Below are 17,307 nucleotides of genomic sequence, written 5' to 3' on the forward strand. Positions count from 1 at the left end.
GATCAGGCGATGCGGAACTCTGCGAGACCGCGAATCGGCCACTCGCCGTTGACGTCCGATGCGTCCCTGCCCTGCCGGACGAGGTAGTCGGCGAAGTCGCGTTGCCGTTCTGCGTGCCAGCCGGCCTGATGCGTCATGATGTCGAGGGCCCGCAGATTCGGGTACTCCTGCGCGAGCGTCCGGGCGAGGTGTGCGGCGGCGATCGCGTCGGCCTCGGCCTCGTGGGCGTCCTCGAGGGCGATGCCGTAGTGCTCGCACACCGCGCCCAGTGTGCGCCTGCCCTTCCGGTGCCGGTCCATCTCGCGGTCGATGACGTACGGGTCGACCACGATGCCGGTGACGAGTTCGGCCAGCCCGAGGCGCAGGCCCTCGGTGTGCATGACGGTCAGGTCGTAGGAGGCGTTGAACGCGACGACGGCATGGTCGCGGGTCCATGCGTCGTGCAGAGCCTCGCGGATCTCCCCGTACCCGGTGGCGTAGTCCTGCCCGTGGGCCCGGGCGTACTCCGTGGAGATTCCGTGCACGTCCGAGGCGCCCTGCGGGATGGGAACCTCCGGGTCGAGCAGCCACGTTCGCGACTCGAAGTGGTGAGCGTCGACGACGGCGATGCACGCGGAGACGATGCGGGCGTCGGTGGGGTCGGGCCCCGTCGTCTCCAGGTCGAACGCGCAGATCGGTCTGTCCGACCAGCTGGTCATGGGGGCCTCTCGGTGGTGATTCGTTGCCCGCCCAGTATCGGCCGCCTCTGGCGCCGGATCCGGGACCGACACGGCGGGGATCCCAGGTTGTCGTGGCCGGTCGCCGGGGGTATCGTGTCCTCCGGTCTGCAGTTCGCCGAGGTCGTGAACTGCCATTTCGAGAGAGCAAGGAGGTGTGGCGTCCGATGAGAAGCCAACCTCCGAGTACCAACTGAAACCGTTCCACCGGTAGGTGCGCGGTTTCACGGTCCGTGTTCCTCAGCGCTGTTCCGCGCTGCCCACTTTCCCTCGAAAGCCCCGTGTCATGCCTCAGCTGCGCCCGATCCGTTCCCTTCTCCCCAGCCGTTCCGCCGGTCTGTCCGACGCCGACGCCGGTCACGCGGTGACCCGCCGGCCCGTCGAACCGACGCCTGCCGAGGAAACGGTGGTCAACAGCGCCGTCTACCGCGACGGCCGGAAGACGGCCACCCCGGCCACCCTGTCCGAGGCCCTCGCGAGCCTGCCGGACGCGTCGTCGATGGCGTGGATCGGGATGTACCGGCCGAACGACGCCCAGTTGTATGCGGCAGCAAAGCAATTCGACCTGCACGAGTTGGCCGTCGAGGACGCGATCGTCGCCCACCAGCGGCCCAAGCTGGAGCGTTACGGCAAGACGCTGTTCGTGGTCCTGCGCGCCGCGCGCTACTGCGACGAGACCGAGCGCGTCGAATTCGGTGAGCTGCACGTCTTCTGCGGTCCGACGTTCGTGCTCACGGTCCGGCACAGCGAATCCCCCGACCTGTCGGCGGTCCGCCGGCGGATGGAGAGCAACCCGGACCTGCTCCGGCTCGGACCCGAAGCCGTCCTCTACGCGATCCTCGACGCCGTGGTCGACGGGTACGCGCCCGTCGTCGCCGGATTGCAGAACGACATCGACGAGATCGAGACCGAGGTGTTCAGCGGAGCGCCGGGTGTCTCGCGGCGCATCTACGAACTCACCCGCGAGGTCATCGAATTCCAGAGGGCCACAAGGCCGCTGCTCGGGATGCTGCGCGGGTTGTCGGCGGGATTCGAGAAGTACAACACCGACGAGGAACTGCAGCGGTACCTGCGCGACGTCACCGACCACGCGACGGTTGTCGTGGAGCGGGCCGACGGCCTCCGTCAGCTGCTCGGGAACATCCTCACCGTCAACGCCACCCTGGTGTCGCAGGAGCAGAACGAGGAGATGCGCAACCTGACCCAGGCCAGCTACGCGCAGAACGAGGAGATCAAGAAGGTGTCGGCTTGGGCGGCGATCCTGTTCGCGCCCACCCTGATCGGGACGGTCTACGGCATGAACTTCGACCACATGCCCGAACTGCACTGGGTCGGTGGGTATCCGTTCGCCCTGTCGCTGATGATGCTCACCTGTGCCGGGCTGTACACGATCTTCAAACGCCGCGGCTGGTTGTGAGCGAGGCCGGCTGCGGGCAGTGTCCGCAGCCGGCCGGCGCCTGCTGTCAGAGTTCGTCGACGCAGACGACGAACTTGCGCTCGGGGTATTCGTATCCGTTGGACGACGTGCTGCACGAGTCCACGGACGTGGCGCCCTGCACGATCTCCGTCACCTTCACACCGTCGACGGCCGTCGTGTCGCCGCAGTCGATGCGCGCGGGATCTTCGCCGCCGACGTCCATGCACCCGCCGATAACCCAGTCCACGTCGAGGCAGATCGCGCCCTGCTCGATGCCGCCGAGGGTTTCGTAGTAGTACGAGTCGGCGTCGCTGATGCACTGGCTGTTCTTCGCGGCCTTGGCGATCACCTTGTAGTTCGAATCGGCGCTGCCGCACACCGCCTTGTCGATCTCGGCGTCGGAGACGGTGCCGCCGAGCTTCACGCACTCACCGATCGCGACCTCGAAGTCGACGTCGCCGCCGGCGTCCTCGCCTTCCTGCCCGTCGATCACGGTGGTCGATTCGCTGGACGTGGTGGCCGCGGAGGCACCCGACTCCGGCACCGCGGTAGGCGTCGTGTCCGAACCGCACCCGGCCACCAGAACTGCCGTCGCCGACAACGCGACGACTGCGGTACACACCCGCCGAACTAACCCTGTCATGTCTGACCCCTCCGTCAGGTGACCGTCCGCCACCCGTTCCTCCGAGATGACCGTTGCCACCCCGATCGTGTCCACCGCGATTGCCGTGTCGCGCATAATTTGATTACATCGCTGTCCGATTTGCCAATCGTGGTGACAGTATGGACGGGTGGATCTCCCCGTGATGCCTCCGTTACAGCCGATGCTCGCGAAGGCTGCGTCGTCCGTTCCGGCGCAACCGGAGTCCGGCCTCGCCTGGTCCTACGAACCGAAATGGGACGGTTTCCGCACCCTCGTCTTCCGCGACGGCGACGAGGTGGTGCTCGGGTCCCGCGGCGGAAAGGATCTGGCGAGGTACTTTCCCGAACTCGTCCGGGCAGTGAAGGACGAACTGCCGCAGCGGTGCGTGGTGGACGGCGAACTCGTCGTCCCGCGCAACATCGACGGCCGCACCCGGCTCGACTGGGAGTCGTTGTCGGAGCGCATTCATCCGGCCGAGAGCCGGGTGACGATGCTGTCCGAGAAGACCCCGGCGCAGTTCGTCGCGTTCGATCTGCTCGCCCTGGGCGACCGCGACCTCAGCCGGGAGGACTTCTCCGTACGCCGCGCGCAGCTCGTCGACACCATCGGCGGCGGACCCAGCTGCCACGTCACCGCCGCCACCGAATCCAGTGCGACGGCCACCGAGTGGTTCGAGGCGTTCGAGGGTGCCGGCCTCGACGGGGTGGTGGCGAAGAAGCTGGTGGGCCCGTACCTGCCCAACAAGCGGGAAATGGTGAAGGTGAAGCACGCCCGCACCGCCGACTGCGTCGTCATCGGATACCGGCCGCACAAGAGTCAGCCGGGGATCGGGTCGATGCTGCTCGGACTGTACGACGGCGACCAGATGGCGATGGTCGGCGGTGCGTCGGCGTTCACGGCCGCGCGGCGGATCGAACTGCTCGCCGAACTCGACGAGCTGCGCGTCGGCGACGACGTGGTCGCGGACGGCGCGCCGACGCGGTGGCAGTCGGGCAACGACCGAACCTGGGTGCCGCTGCGCCCCGAACGCGTCGTCGAGGTGGCGTACGACCAGATGGAGGGTGCCCGGTTCCGGCACGCCGCGCGGTTCCTGCGCTGGCGCCCGGACCGGACGCCCGACGAGTGCACGTTCCAACAATTGGAGGTCCCGGTGCGATACGACCTTGCCGACGTCCTGGCCGGAGGTTCCTAGATGGCGAGTCCTGCCGAAGAACTCGACGTCGACGGCGTCGCCGTGCGGCTGTCGAACCCCGACAAGATCTACTACCCGAAACTCGGTGCCGAGGGCGGCACGAAACGGCACCTGGTGGAGTACTACCGGACCGTGGCACTCGACGGTGCGCTGCTGACCGCCCTGTTCGATCGGCCGACGCATCTGCAACGGTTCCCGGACGGGATCGAGGGCGAGGAGATCTACCAGAAGCGGGTTCCCGCGAAGCGCCCCGACCACGTGGAGTCGTGCGAGGTCACGTTCCCGTCCGGCCGCAAGGCGGATGTGCTCCGCGTGCGCAGTGCCGCGAACATCGTGTGGGCGGCGAACCTCGGCAACATCACGTTCCATCCGTGGGCGGTCCGGTGCCCCGACGTCGATCACCCCGACGAACTGCGCATCGACCTGGACCCGCAGCCGGGAACCGGATTCGACGACGCCCGGGCGGTCGCGCTGGACGTGCTCCGGCCGCTGCTCGACGAACTCGGTCTCGTCGGCTACCCCAAGACGTCGGGCGGCCGCGGGCTGCACGTGTATCTCCGCATCGAACCGCGCTGGGATTTCATCGAGGTGCGGCGCGCGGGCATCGCCCTCGCCCGGGAGATCGAGCGGCGCAGCGGCGACCGGGCCACCACGTCCTGGTGGAAGGAGGAACGCGGCGAACGCATCTTCCTCGACTTCAACCAGAACGCCAGGGACAAGACCATCGCGTCCGCCTACTCGGCCCGCAAGACGCCGATCGCGACCGTGTCGACGCCCGTCACCTGGGAGGAACTGGTGGACGTCGACCCCGACGACTTCACCATCGCGACCGTGCCCGCGCTGCTCGCGAAGCGCGGCGATCCCATGGGGACCATGGGTGACGTGGCGCAATCGCTCGACGTGCTGCTGGAGATGGCCGAACGGGACGCCGCGAACGGTCTCGGAGATCTGCCGTACCCACCCAACTACCCGAAAATGCCGGGGGAACCCAAGCGGGTACAACCGAGTCGGGACCGAGACCGCAAATAGCCGGCGCTCACGTAGGCTCGGGACGGTCGGGTGGGTCGGGAACAATGTGAGGTCGCCATGGAACGTACGACAGTCGGTACTGCCGGACTCGTCCTCGGTGTCGTCGCGACGGCACTCGGGGCCCTGATGATCGCGCCGGCCACCGCGTCGGCCGTCTCCCTCTCCTGTGTGTCCCCACCGGGCCGGGGTGACACCACGGTCGTCGACCGCACCGCGTGCGGGGCCAACGCCGATACGAGCAGCAATTCGGCGGCGTTCGGCACGGACGGTGTCGGGTTCGCCGACGCAGCCCACGCGGGAGCGGCGCTCGGCGCCGGCCTGGGCGGCGGTGTCGGTGCCGCCGAGGCACGTCGCGGCGCAGTCGCCGCGGTGGCGGTCGGGCCCCAGAGCGTCGCCATCGGAACGGTCGACAGTGCCGGTCCCGCGCTGGTGCTGAGCGGTCCGGGAGGACAGGCGCTCGTCGCGGATCCGGCCAAGGGCGTGGTGTGCGCCGGTGGACCGTCGCTCGCGATCAATTTCCTTGCAGGTCAAGCGTGTCTGAGCGACGGCATAACAGTGTGGCGGCTTCCCTGAACGGCACCCCGGTCCGCGTCGTATGGTGACGGTAGTCACAATGGGCTGACGCAACTGCCGTAGGAGATGCGGCAGCGAGATCGGAGGTGGTCGATGACGACCAGCGTTCGAGTTCCCCGGCCCGCGTCCGTGCCACGGACGGAGCTGCACGTCGATCCGCGGTTCCTGCCGCTCGCCGACCGATTCTTCGCGATGTACCGGCAACCACAGCACGGCGGCGGGGCGCTCACCGCGTACTTCCGGGGTGAGAAAGTCCTCGACATCTGGGCGGGCTGGGCTGACCGCGACCGCCGATGGGACCGCGACACCGTCGCCCTCTCGTTCTCGACGGGAAAGGGTGTGGCCAGCACGGTCGTCCACCGCCTCGCCGAGCGCAGGCTGATCGACTACGACGCGCCCGTCGCACGCTACTGGCCCGAGTTCGGCGCGGCAGGCAAAGACGACATCACGGTCCGCGAACTCCTCACCCACCGGGCCGGACTGCACAAGGTCCGGGGCCTGATGCGGAGCCCGCTCGATCTCCTCGACTACGACGCCGTCGTCCAGGCCCTCGCGGCCACCCCCGCGGATCCGCGCAGGCTGCGCGGTCCCGGGTATCACGCCGTCACCTACGGGTGGCTGGTGGCCGAGCTGATCGCACGCGTCACCGGGAAGCCGTTCGTTCAGGCCGTTCAGGACGAAATCGCGGGCCCGCTCGGCGTAGACGACTTCTGGTATCAGGTTCCCGGACAGCACCGTCCACGGATCGCGAAGCTGTTTCCGCACATCAACCCGGCCGGCCTCAACTGGGAGCTCACGTCGAACGTGCTCTCGCTCGTCGGCCCCACCCGGGGCCTCGCCGAGGCGGCGATGCCCCAGGGGTTCGACGTTCTGGTCCGGAACCCCGCGGTGCACGACGCGGTGATGCCCGGCTGGAACGGCGTGTTCAGCGCGCGGGCGCTCGCGCGCATGTACGGCGCCATCGCCAACGGGGGCAGGCTGGACGGCAACCGGTTCCTGCGCAAGGCCACCATCGCGCAGATGTCGCAGGTACAGACCCACGACCGCGACTACGTCCTCGGTATCCGGCCGCAGTGGTCCCTCGGCTATCACCGGCCGATTCTCGCGTCCCGGGAACAACCGCGGAACGCGATCGGGCACTACGGCGTCGGCGGGTCCGGTGCCTACGCGGACCTCGACAGCGGATTGTCCCTGGGCTTCGTCACCAACCGCCTCGGGAGTTCCCTCACGGCTCTCGGCGATCTTCGTCTGGCCCGGCTCGGTGTCGAGGCGCAGGCGATCGTCCGGAACGGCAAGTAACCACGAAAGGAATCCCGATGAGTGATCACGTGTACCGAGTTGTCGAGGTCGTCGGTTCGTCGAGCGACAGCACCGATGCGGCCATCGAGAACGCCATCGCGCGGACCAACGAAACCGTGCGCAACGTCGAGTGGTTCGAAGTCGTCGAGACCCGGGGTCACGTCGAGAACGGCGTCATCGCGCACTACCAGGTCACGGTGAAGGTCGGATTCCGTGTGGAGCCTGGCGACGCGGTCTGACACCGCGCACGGTTCTCGCGCAAAATTGGAACACGTTATAGTCTGGTGTCACATCTCGACGTCGGACTGCGCGTACTCAGGTAGGGGAGAACCGTGGCTTATGTGATCACGCAGCCGTGCTGCAACGACGCCTCGTGCGTCGACGTCTGTCCGGTCAACTGCATCCATCCCACACCGGACGAGAAGCCGTTTGCCACCACGGAAATGCTGTACATCGACCCGGACACCTGCATCGACTGCGGGGCCTGCGTCGAGGAGTGCCCGGTGGAGGCCATCTACGCGGAGAACGACCTCGACGAGGTCGACGAGCCGTACTTGGACATCAACGCGCAGTACTACACCAAGCACCCCATCGGCCCCGACTGGCCCGAGCCGCTCAAGCTGCCCCAGATCGATGCGGCCCTCGGCACACTCCACGTCGCGGTCGTGGGGTCGGGTCCGGCCGCCTGCTACGCCGCGATGGAACTCACCGCGAAGCCGCGCGTCGAGGTCGACATCTTCGACCGCCTGCCCACCCCGTACGGACTGGTGCGCGCCGGTGTCGCGCCGGACCATCCGGGCACCAAGGGCGTCACGGACCAGTTCCGCTCCGTCGTCGGCAAACGCACGGTGCACTGCCACTTCAACGTGGAAGTGGGCCGGGACGTCAGTCATGAGGAATTGCTCGCGCACCACCACGCCGTCATCTACGCAGTCGGTGCGGCAGGCGACCGCACGCTGGGCATTCCCGGCGAGGATCTGGTCGGCAGCCACGCCGCCACCGAGTTCGTGGCCTGGTACAACGGTCATCCCGACTACGCCGACCGCACGTTCGACCTGTCGGGGGAGCGGGCCGTCATCGTCGGCAACGGCAACGTGGCACTCGACGTGGCCCGCATCCTCGTCACCGATCCGGAGATCCTGGCGAAGACGGATCTCGCGGAGCACGCCCTCGAGGCCCTGCGGGCGAGCAACATCCGTGAGGTCGTCGTTCTCGGCCGCCGGGGCCCCGCCCAGGCCGCCTACACCAACCCCGAACTCCTGGCGCTCGGGCGCATGCCGCACGTGGACATCGTGGTCGACCCGGAAGAAGCGGTGCTCGACCCGGCGAGCCGCGCGTTCATCGACGGCGACGAGGCCGAGCCGTCGCAGCGCCACAAGGTGAGACAGGTCGAGGAATTCGCCCGGCGCACCGCCGATCCGGCGAAGAAGCGGATCGTGCTGCGTTTCCTGACGTCACCCGTGGAGATTCTCGGCACCGACACCGTCGAATCGGTTCGCATCGCGAAGAACGAGTTGGTCACGGACGCATCCGGCAGGCTCAGCGCCAAACCCTCCGACGTCACCTCGACGCTGGACACCGGCCTGGTGCTGCGCTCGATCGGCTATCGCGGCCAACCCGTGGCCGGGATCCCCTTCGACGACCGGCGCGGCGTCATCCCCAACGAGAACGGCCGGGTGATCGATCCGGAGACCGGCGCTCCCGTGCCCGGCGTGTACGTGGCGGGCTGGATCAAACGCGGGCCGACGGGCGTGATCGGCACCAACAAGTATTGCTCCGCGGAGACGGTCAGGATGCTGATCGACGACTTCTGCGCCGGGCGGCTCGACGCGCCCGCCGAACGCGAGGCCCTCGACCGGCTGATCGCCGAGCGTGCACCCGACGCCGTCGACTACCAGGGCTGGCAGCGGATCGACAAGACCGAACGCGCCGGGGGCAGGGCGGCCGGTCGGACGCGCACCAAGCTGATCACCATCGAAAGCATGCTCGCCGCCGCCCGCGCCGAGACCTGATCGTGAGGACTTCTTGACCGCTCGGTGACACCACCGCCTCGCAGGCCGCGGAGCGGCAACGATTGCGGGCAAATTGCTCGTGGCCGGATGATGTGTGTTAATGGCAGTGCGCGATTGATAGGTCCGTCGGGGACGCGCGTTGCACACGTCGTCGAACGAGAGTGGTCATATGGGCAAGTCAGGAATCGGATTTTCCAGGAACAAGCACTGGTCTTCGCGCGTCGCCGTCGCACTGACCGGGGCCGTCGTCTCCGGAACTGCGCTGGTCGGGGCCGCACAGGCCGCACCGCTCTTTCCCGGTGGACCGGAGATTCCGAGTCTTCCCACCCTTCCCGGGCTGCCCGGCGCGCCGCAGCTGCCGCTTCCCGAGCCGGCACCCGCGCCTGCGAACTTCTCGGCTCCGTCCCTCAACCCGGGCGCGGGCGAGGTCGTGGGTGTCGCGCAGCCGGTGATCATCCGCTTCAACGAGGCGATCGGCGACCGCGCCGCCGCCGAGCGGGCAATCAAGGTCACCACCAGCCAGCCCGTCGAGGGTGGTTTCTACTGGATCAACGACAGCCAGGTGCGCTGGAAGCCCACCGAGTTCTGGCCCGCGAACACCGAGGTCACCGTGGATGCCGGCGATTCGCACTCCACTTTCACCATCGGCGACGCGCTGGTGGCGACCGCGGACGACAACACCAAGCAGATCACCGTCACCCGGAACGGCGAAGTGGTCAAGACCATGCCGACGTCGATGGGTAAGACCGATCACGAGACGCCGAACGGCACGTACATCATCGGCGACAAGTTCCGCGACATGTACATGGACTCGTCCACGTACGGTGTCCCGGTCGACTCGGCCGAGGGGTACCGCACGTACGTCGAGTACGCCACCCGCATGTCGTACAGCGGCATCTTCGTCCACGCCGCACCGTGGTCGGTGGACGCCCAGGGCAACACCAACGTCAGCCACGGCTGCCTCAACGTGAGCACCGAGGACGCCAAGTGGTTCTACGAGAACTCGAAGAAGGGTGACGCCGTGGTCGTGCAGAACACCGCGGGCGGCGTGTTGAACGGCTCCGACGGACTCGGCGACTGGAACCGCTGACCCCGATTCCCACCGCGTTCTTCCCGTAGCCCGCACAGTTCAATGTGCGGGCTACGGCAATTCACCGGCTATTCGTCATCGGTCGTCAGACTGCCGCAGTGAGATCGAGTCCGCAACGTTCCCTGCCGTCGCCGGGAAAGCAGGGACTGCTCGGGCGTCCATGGCGGGACTACGCGTTGTTCGCGGCGCTGGTGGGTCCCAATCTGGTTCTGCTCGTGCTGTTCACCTACCGGCCCCTGGTCGACAACATCCGGCTGTCGTTCTTCGACTGGAACATCGCCGACCCCGTCGCCATGTTCGTCGGATGGGACAACTACCGCGAGTGGTGGAGCCGGACCGACACCTGGCAGATCGTCGGGAACACCGTCGTGTTCACCGTCGCGACCGTGGTGGGATCGATGATCGCCGGTCTCGCGCTCGCCGTGCTGCTGGACCGTAACCTGCACGGCCGCAACCTCGTCCGCTCGGCGATCTTCGCGCCGTTCGTCATCTCGGGCGCCGCGATCGGGGTGGCGTTCCAGTTCGTGTTCGATCCCCGTTTCGGGTTGATCCAGGATCTGCTGCACCGTGCCGGGGTCGGCTCCGTCCCCGACTTCTATCAGGACCCGCACTGGGCGCTGTTCATGGTGACGGTTACCTACCTGTGGAAGAACCTCGGCTACACGTTCGTGATCTACCTTGCGGCACTGCAGGGCACGCGGCGTGAGCTGACCGAGGCCGCGGAGATCGACGGGGCGGGCAGGTGGACGACTTTCCGCCGGGTCATCCTGCCGCAGTTGCGTCCGACCACCTACTTCCTCTCGATCACGGTGATGCTGGGCTCCCTTCAGGTGTTCGACATCATCAACGTGATGACCCGGGGCGGTCCGCTCGGCACCGGAACCACCACGATGGTCTACCAGGTCTACAACGAGTCGTTCCGCAATTTCCGTGCCGGCTACGGCGCCACCGTGGCCACGATCATGTTCCTCGTCCTGCTCGGGATCACCGTCTACCAGGTGCGGATCATGGATCGCGGTGAGGTCCGGTGACCGCGGACACCCGGCGCGAACAGCGCAGCACGGAGGTGCCGGTGACGGCAGACCCGGCCCGTGACCATCGCCGCCGGGAGGTGCTCGTGACGGCCCTGGGATACGCCGCGATGGTGGCGGTGCTGGTCATGGTGGCCCTGCCGCTGTACTGGATCGTGATGACGTCCTTCAAGGATCGCCCGGACGTCTACACCCTGCCGGTCACCTGGTGGCCCGGCACCTTCCATCCCGAGAACTACTCGGAGGCCACCACGTCGGTGCCGTTCTGGACGTTCCTGCGCAACTCCGTGATCATCACCGGGGTGCTGGCCGTCGTGAAGTTCGCACTCGGCGTGTTCAGTGCCTACGGACTGGTGTTCCTGCGGTTCCCGGGCAAGAACGTCGTATTCCTCGGCATCATCGCCGCCTTGATGGTGCCCAACCAGATCACGGTCATCTCCAACTACGCACTCGTCGCCGAATGGGGCTGGCGGAACAGCTTTCACGGCATCATCGTTCCGCTCGCCGGGGTCGCGTTCGGAACGTTCCTGATGCGCAACCACTTCCTGTCGATACCCACCGAGATCGTCGAGGCCGCCCGGATGGACGGCGCAGGCCACTTCGGGCTGCTGTGGCGGGTGATCCTGCCGGTGTCGGGGCCCACCATGGTGGCGTTCGCGATCATCACCGTCGTCACCGAGTGGAACGAATACCTGTGGCCGTTCCTGATGGCCGACGACGCGTCCGTCGCGCCCCTGCCGGTCGGGTTGACCCAACTCCAGAACAACGACGGGCTCACCAACTGGGGCCCGGTCATGGCGGGAACGGTACTCACGATGCTGCCGATTCTCGTGGTTTTCCTTGTGCTGCAACGGCACATGATCAAGGGCCTCACATCGGGTGCGGTCAAGGGATAGCGGAGAACGAGGAGAGACATGAATCGGATGAACCGTCGGGGATTCCTCGGGCTGGCGGGCGCGGTGGCCGCCGGCGCCGCGCTGACGGCGTGCGCCGGGTCGGGGTCGGGCTCGTCGGCGACGTCCGGCGCGAACACCATCACGTTCTGGTCCAACCACCCCGGCAAGTCGCAGGACGTCGAACGGGAACTGATCAACCGGTTCCAGGCGAAATACCCCGACCTCACCGTGAACCTCGTCGACGGCGGAAAGAACTACGAGGAGGTGTCGCAGAAGTTCAACGCCGCCCTGTCGGGCGGCGAACTGCCCGACGTCGTGGTCCTGTCGGACGTCTGGTGGTTCAACTACGCCCTGACCGGGGCCATCGAGCCGCTCGACGGACTGTTCGGCGAGGTCGGTGTCGACTCCTCCGATTACGTCGACTCACTGCTCGCCGACTACCTGTTCGAGGGCAGGCACTACGCCCTTCCGTACGCGCGGTCGACGCCGCTGTTCTACTACAACAAGCAGGTGTGGGCGCAGGCCGGCCTGCCCGACCGCGGGCCCGCCACCTGGCAGGAGTTCGACGAGTGGGGTCCCGAACTGCAGCGGGTGATGGGCGGCGGCAAGCTGGCCCACGGCTGGGGCGACGCCAAGAACTACCTCGGCTGGACGTTCGAGGGGCCGGTCTGGACATTCGGCGGGGCGTACTCGGACCAGTGGGACCTGAAGTTCGGCGACGAGAAGACACTCGCCGCGGGAACGTTCCTGAAGGACATGATCCACACGAAGAAGTACGCGGCCGTGTCGAGCGACATCGCCAACGAGTTCGGTGCGGGCATCCTCGCGTCGACCATCGCCTCGACCGGCGACCTGTCGGGGATCACCAAGTCCGCCGCGTTCGACTTCGGCACCGCCTTCCTCCCCGCGTCGGGCGCGCCGGGCTGCCCGACCGGTGGCGCGGGCCTCGCGATTCCGGCGCGGATCTCCGACGAGCGGAAGAAGAACGCGCTGACGTTCATCGACTTCGTGACCAACGGCGAGAACACCGCGTACTTCTCCCAGAACGTCGGGTACATGCCCGTCCGCAAGTCCGCTGTCGAGGACCCGAGCATGAAGGCGTACCTCGACGCGAACCCCAACGCGCGCACCGCCGTCGACCAGCTCGCGAAGACCCGGTCGCAGGACTACGCCCGGGTGTTCGTGCCCGGCGGTGACCAGATCATCGGCACCGGACTCGAGCAGATCGCGCTGCAGAACGCGGACGTGGCGGCGACGTTCGCCGGTGTCGGGACACAACTCCAGCAGATCATCGACCGACAGATCACACCCAAGCTGCCCCAGTAGGAGGAGAAGGAATATCCATGGCCCACGTCCAGTTCGCAGGTGTCACCCACCGCTATTCGGGAGCCGATCGACCCGCGGTCGATCGGCTGGACCTCGACATCGCGGACGGCGAGTTCCTCGTCCTCGTGGGTCCGTCCGGGTGCGGTAAGTCGACCAGTCTGCGGATGCTGGCCGGCCTCGAAGCCGTCGAGGCGGGCCGCATCGAGATCGGCGGCGCCGACGTCACCGCGCTGCCGCCCAGGGCGCGGGACGTGGCCATGGTGTTCCAGAGTTACGCGCTGTACCCGAACATGACCGTCGCGGACAACATGGGTTTCGCGCTCCGCAACGCCGGCGTCGGGAAGGTGGAACGCACCGCGCGGGTGCTGGAAGCGGCGCGGATGCTCGAACTCGAGCCGCTGCTGGATCGTAAACCGGTGAAACTGTCCGGCGGGCAACGTCAACGGGTCGCGATGGGCCGGGCCATCGTGCGGCACCCCAAGGTGTTCTGCATGGACGAACCGCTGAGCAACCTCGACGCCAAGCTGCGGGTGAGTACCCGCTCGCAGATCGCGGGTCTGCAGCGCCGGCTCGGCACGACCACCGTGTACGTCACCCACGACCAGGTGGAGGCCATGACGATGGGCGACCGGGTGGCGGTCATGCAGGGTGGGCGCCTCCAGCAGGTCGCCCGGCCCCGCGATCTCTACGACGACCCGGTCAACACGTTCGTCGCCGGTTTCATCGGCTCGCCCGGGATGAACCTCATGGACACCCCGATCCGCGACGGCGTCGCCGAACTGGGCGGCCTGCGTATTCCCGTGCCGCACTCGGCGATCGGGGACGGCTCCGTGATCGTCGGGGTGCGCCCGGAGTCGTGGACGCTGGTGGGGTCGTGGCGTAAGGACTCGTACACGGTCGACGCCGACCTGCTCGAGGAACTCGGGGCGGAGTCCTTCGTGTACGCGTCCGGGACGTCCGGGAAGGTGGTGGTGCGGGTGGACCGCACCCGCACCGTCGCCGCGGGGGAGAGGGTGCACCTGCAGCCGAAGCCCGGTGCGGTGTACTTCTTCTCCGCGGCGACGGGGAACCGTCTGCGGTAGTCGCTACCAGATCTTGACGCGCTCCTCCTGATCGAGGTAAAGCGCGTCACCGGGCTTGACGTCGAACGCGTCGTGGAACGTGTCGAGGTTGCGAACCACGCCGTTGCAGCGGAACTCCGGCGGCGAGTGCGGATCGACGGCGAGCCTGCGGAGCGCCTCGGCGTCCCGGGCCTTGGTGCGCCACACCTGCGCCCAGCCGAAGAACACCCGCTGGATACCGGTGAGGCCGTCGAGAACCTCGGGCTCGGACCCTTCCGTGGCGATCCGGTACGCCGCGATGGCGATGGACAGGCCACCGAGGTCGCCGATGTTCTCACCGATGGTGAACTCGCCGTTCACATTGTGGCCGGGCAGCGCCTTCGGCTCGAACTCGTTGTACTGCTCGATCAACGCCTTCGTGCGCTTGCCGAACTCGGTCCGGTCGTCGTCGGTCCACCAGTCGACCATGTTGCCGTCGCCGTCGTACTTGGCGCCCTGATCGTCGAAGCCGTGGCCGATCTCGTGACCGATGACGGCACCGATTCCGCCGTAGTTGGCGGCGTCGTCTGCGGCGGCGTCGAAGAACGGAGGCTGCAGAATGGCTGCGGGAAAGACGATTTCGTTCATGCCCGGGTTGTAGTAGGCGTTGACCGTCTGCGGCGTCATGAACCACTCGTCGCGGTCGACGGGGCCGCCGAGCTTCGCGAGGTCGCGGTCGTACTCCGCCGCGTAGCCGCTGCGGTAGTTGCCGACCAGGTCGTCGCGGGAGATGGTGACGGCCGAGTAGTCGCGCCACTTGTCGGGGTACCCGATCTTGGGTGTGAACTTCTCCAGCTTGCGCAGCGCCGCCTGCCGCGTCTCGGGGCTCATCCAGTCCAGGTCGGAGATGTTGCGCCGGTACGCCTCCTGCAGGTTGGCGACGAGTTCCTGCATGCGGGCCTTCGCGTCGGCCGGGAAGTGGCGTTCGACGTAGAGCTTGCCGACGGCCTCGCCCAGCAGATCCTGCACCAGGGACACGCCGCGCTTCCAGCGCTCACGGATCTCCTCGGCGCCGGTCAGCGTCTTCCCGTAGAACGCGAAGTTCTCGTCGACCAGGGCCTGCGTGAGGTACGGGGCGCGGGAGCGGATGACGTTCCACGTCGCCCACGCCTTCCAGTCGTCGATGTCCTCGGACGTCCACAGCTCGGTCAGCGTGGTGAGGAAATCGGGCTGGCGGACCACGATCTCGGCGAACTGCTCGGACGTGCCGCCGAGCGCGCCGATCCACGACGACCAGTCCAACCCGGCGGGGAGCTGGTCGAGGGTGAGCAGGTTGTAGCTCAGCTCGGCGTCGCGACGCTTCACGACGTCCCAATGACCGGCCGCGATCTTGGTTTCCAGGTCGAACACGCGCTGCGCGTCGTAGTCGACGCCTGCGAGGGCGAACATCTTCGCGATGTGCTTCACGTACGCCGCGCGGATCTCCGCGTGGTCGTCCTGGCGGTAGTACGACTCGTCGGGCAGGCCGATGCCCGACTGGCTGAAGTGGACGAGGTAACGCTCGGAATTCTTGGCGTCCGTGTCGACATAGTGGCCGACGGCTCCGCCGACCCCCGTGCGTTGCTGGCGGCCGATGACGGCGGCGAGCGCGGAGAGGTCGGCGGCCGAGGCCACGTCGGCGAGCTCGCCCGCGATCGGTGCGAGCCCCGCGGCCTCGACGACGTCCGCGTCCATGAAGCTGCCGTACAGGTCACCGATGCGCTGCGCGTCGGTCCCCGGCGCCGCGCCGGAGTCCGCCGCCTCCTCGATGATGGTCTGGACGTCGACCTCGGCCTTGTCGTACAGCGTGCGGAACGCGCCGTCGATCGCCCGGTCCGCGGGAATCTCGTAGTCGTCGATCCACTTGCCGTTCACGTGGACGAAGAGGTCGTCCTGGGCGCGGGTGTCGTTGTCGAGGTGAGTGAGGTCGATGCCGGAGCGCTGAGCCGTGGTCATGCGTTCCATCCTTACACCGTTCCGGGCCGGGAGGTCCACCACTGCGCTCAGGGCGAAACAAAGGTCCGGGGATCGATCAGACGTCGATGCCGAGGTTGATCGCCGCGAGGTAGCCGTCCGACTGCTCGGCGACGGTCAGCAGGCCTGCGGCGTCGTAGATGCTGTCGGTGGAGTTGTTCACGTTGTTCTCGCGTCCGGTGTGGTCGGAATACGGTGCGGTCGCGTACACCTCGTCGAGCAGGGCCTCGTCGAAGAACAGCTGGGTGGTGAGCACCGTCTTCTTGTCGATGTGCACCTTCAGGTGGATGTGCGTGGTCCGGCCGGTGTACCACCCGGGGAAGATGGTGGTGAACTGGGCGATGCCGTTCGCGTCCGTGGTCTGGGCGCCGCGCAGGTAGGTGCCGTCGTCCGTGGTGGCGGCCTCGCTGTCGCCGACGCTGTAGGACCCGTCGGACGTCTCACCCGAACCGCCGGACATGTCCCCACCGGGACCACCCGCTCCGGGACCACCGGGACCACCGGCCGGGAGCTGGCCGCCGCCACCGGGTCCGCCCACCGGAGGCGCGCCTGCGGGGGCGCCGTTGCCGCTGAGGTCCGCGGCCCTCGAACCCGACTCGAAGCCCGAGTACACACCACCCGCGTCGCAGTGCCAGATCTCCACGACGGCATTGCTCACCACCGCGGCGGAGCCGTCCGCGGAACAGTTCGTCAGGTCCTGCACCCGCAGTGCGAGCTGCAGCTTCGTGCCCGGCCGGTCCTCGCGGATGTCGCTGCGGATCGAGTCGACGTCGAACCAGTACGGTCCCTGCGTCTCCTCGACGGCCATGACGCACTGCGGGGCCTGGTCGAGCAGGGCGCTCACCGTGTCGGCGCTGGTCGTCGCGGCACTGGATGCGGCTGCGGTCGACGTGGCCGACGCCGACGTGCTGCTGCTCCCGTTCCCGGTGCAGGCGGCGATGAGCCCACCCAGGCTCACCGTTCCTCCGACCGCCAGCGCGCGGCGGCGGCTGATGCGCAGACGGCTCTTCTCCACGTCCTTGTTCACTGT

The 17,307-nt window shown here is 67.6% G+C and carries 16 protein-coding genes; 12 read left to right on the forward strand and 4 right to left on the reverse strand.

Features of this window, described 5'->3' with window-relative positions:
* Positions 1 to 2: 2 nt before the first annotated feature.
* Positions 3 to 698, reverse strand: coding sequence for a 3'-5' exonuclease (locus RHA1_RS24975; protein WP_011597340.1), 696 nt, complete (start codon positions 696 to 698; stop codon positions 3 to 5).
* Positions 699 to 1,002: 304 nt separating this feature from the next.
* Between RHA1_RS24975 and RHA1_RS24980 the strand changes: the two genes are divergently transcribed.
* Complete coding sequence (locus RHA1_RS24980; RefSeq protein ID WP_011597341.1) at positions 1,003 to 2,133, forward strand: magnesium and cobalt transport protein CorA; 1,131 nt, start codon at positions 1,003 to 1,005, stop codon at positions 2,131 to 2,133.
* 46 nt (positions 2,134 to 2,179) lie between these two features.
* Here RHA1_RS24980 and lppU read toward each other — a convergent pair whose 3' ends face one another.
* Positions 2,180 to 2,776 (reverse strand): LppU family putative lipoprotein, encoded by a 597-nt coding sequence (gene lppU, locus RHA1_RS24985; protein ID WP_037197591.1) that lies wholly within the window; start codon positions 2,774 to 2,776, stop codon positions 2,180 to 2,182.
* A gap of 148 nt (positions 2,777 to 2,924) precedes the next feature.
* Here lppU and RHA1_RS24990 point away from each other — a divergent pair, with 148 nt between their 5' ends.
* The 11 genes from RHA1_RS24990 to RHA1_RS25040 all read left to right on the forward strand — a co-directional run bounded on the left by RHA1_RS24990 (position 2,925) and on the right by RHA1_RS25040 (position 14,306).
* Entirely contained in the window at positions 2,925 to 3,968 is a 1,044-nt protein-coding gene (locus tag RHA1_RS24990) for an ATP-dependent DNA ligase (RefSeq protein ID WP_011597343.1), read from the forward strand.
* Positions 3,969 to 4,997, forward strand: coding sequence for a DNA polymerase domain-containing protein (locus RHA1_RS24995; RefSeq protein WP_011597344.1), 1,029 nt, complete (start codon positions 3,969 to 3,971; stop codon positions 4,995 to 4,997).
* 57 nt (positions 4,998 to 5,054) lie between these two features.
* Positions 5,055 to 5,570: a DUF6764 family protein gene (locus RHA1_RS25000; protein ID WP_009478143.1), complete on the forward strand. Its 516-nt coding sequence runs from the start codon at positions 5,055 to 5,057 to the stop codon at positions 5,568 to 5,570.
* A 93-nt stretch (positions 5,571 to 5,663) separates the two neighbouring features.
* On the forward strand, positions 5,664 to 6,869 hold the full coding sequence (locus RHA1_RS25005; protein ID WP_011597345.1) for a serine hydrolase domain-containing protein: 1,206 nt from the start codon (positions 5,664 to 5,666) through the stop codon (positions 6,867 to 6,869).
* A 17-nt stretch (positions 6,870 to 6,886) separates the two neighbouring features.
* Complete coding sequence (locus RHA1_RS25010; protein WP_011597346.1) at positions 6,887 to 7,108, forward strand: dodecin; 222 nt, start codon at positions 6,887 to 6,889, stop codon at positions 7,106 to 7,108.
* 93 nt (positions 7,109 to 7,201) lie between these two features.
* Positions 7,202 to 8,881 carry an FAD-dependent oxidoreductase gene (locus tag RHA1_RS25015; protein ID WP_011597347.1) on the forward strand — a complete coding sequence of 560 codons (1,680 nt, stop codon included), beginning with the start codon at positions 7,202 to 7,204 and terminating at the stop codon, positions 8,879 to 8,881.
* 169 nt (positions 8,882 to 9,050) lie between these two features.
* A complete protein-coding gene (locus tag RHA1_RS25020) occupies positions 9,051 to 9,971 on the forward strand; it encodes a L,D-transpeptidase (protein ID WP_029539573.1) in 921 nt (306 codons plus the stop codon).
* A 98-nt stretch (positions 9,972 to 10,069) separates the two neighbouring features.
* Positions 10,070 to 11,002, forward strand: a complete 933-nt coding sequence (locus RHA1_RS25025; protein ID WP_050787376.1) for a carbohydrate ABC transporter permease — start codon at positions 10,070 to 10,072, stop codon at positions 11,000 to 11,002.
* A complete protein-coding gene (locus RHA1_RS25030) occupies positions 10,999 to 11,898 on the forward strand; it encodes a carbohydrate ABC transporter permease (protein WP_011597350.1) in 900 nt (299 codons plus the stop codon). Before RHA1_RS25025 ends, RHA1_RS25030 begins: the two co-directional genes overlap by 4 nt.
* A gap of 18 nt (positions 11,899 to 11,916) precedes the next feature.
* Positions 11,917 to 13,224 (forward strand): ABC transporter substrate-binding protein, encoded by a 1,308-nt coding sequence (locus RHA1_RS25035; RefSeq protein ID WP_011597351.1) that lies wholly within the window; start codon positions 11,917 to 11,919, stop codon positions 13,222 to 13,224.
* Positions 13,225 to 13,241: 17 nt separating this feature from the next.
* Complete coding sequence (locus RHA1_RS25040; protein WP_011597352.1) at positions 13,242 to 14,306, forward strand: ABC transporter ATP-binding protein; 1,065 nt, start codon at positions 13,242 to 13,244, stop codon at positions 14,304 to 14,306.
* A 3-nt stretch (positions 14,307 to 14,309) separates the two neighbouring features.
* On the opposite strand, the gene RHA1_RS25045 is transcribed toward RHA1_RS25040, so the two are convergent.
* Together RHA1_RS25045 and RHA1_RS25050 are read right to left on the reverse strand one after the other, a co-directional pair.
* On the reverse strand, positions 14,310 to 16,259 hold the full coding sequence (locus RHA1_RS25045; protein WP_050787377.1) for a M13 family metallopeptidase: 1,950 nt from the start codon (positions 16,257 to 16,259) through the stop codon (positions 14,310 to 14,312).
* Positions 16,260 to 16,335: 76 nt separating this feature from the next.
* On the reverse strand, positions 16,336 to 17,304 hold the full coding sequence (locus RHA1_RS25050) for an intradiol ring-cleavage dioxygenase (protein ID WP_011597354.1): 969 nt from the start codon (positions 17,302 to 17,304) through the stop codon (positions 16,336 to 16,338).
* Positions 17,305 to 17,307 lie beyond the last annotated feature (3 nt).

The organism is Rhodococcus jostii RHA1, from assembly GCF_000014565.1.
GTDB lineage: Bacteria > Actinomycetota > Actinomycetes > Mycobacteriales > Mycobacteriaceae > Rhodococcus_F > Rhodococcus_F jostii_A.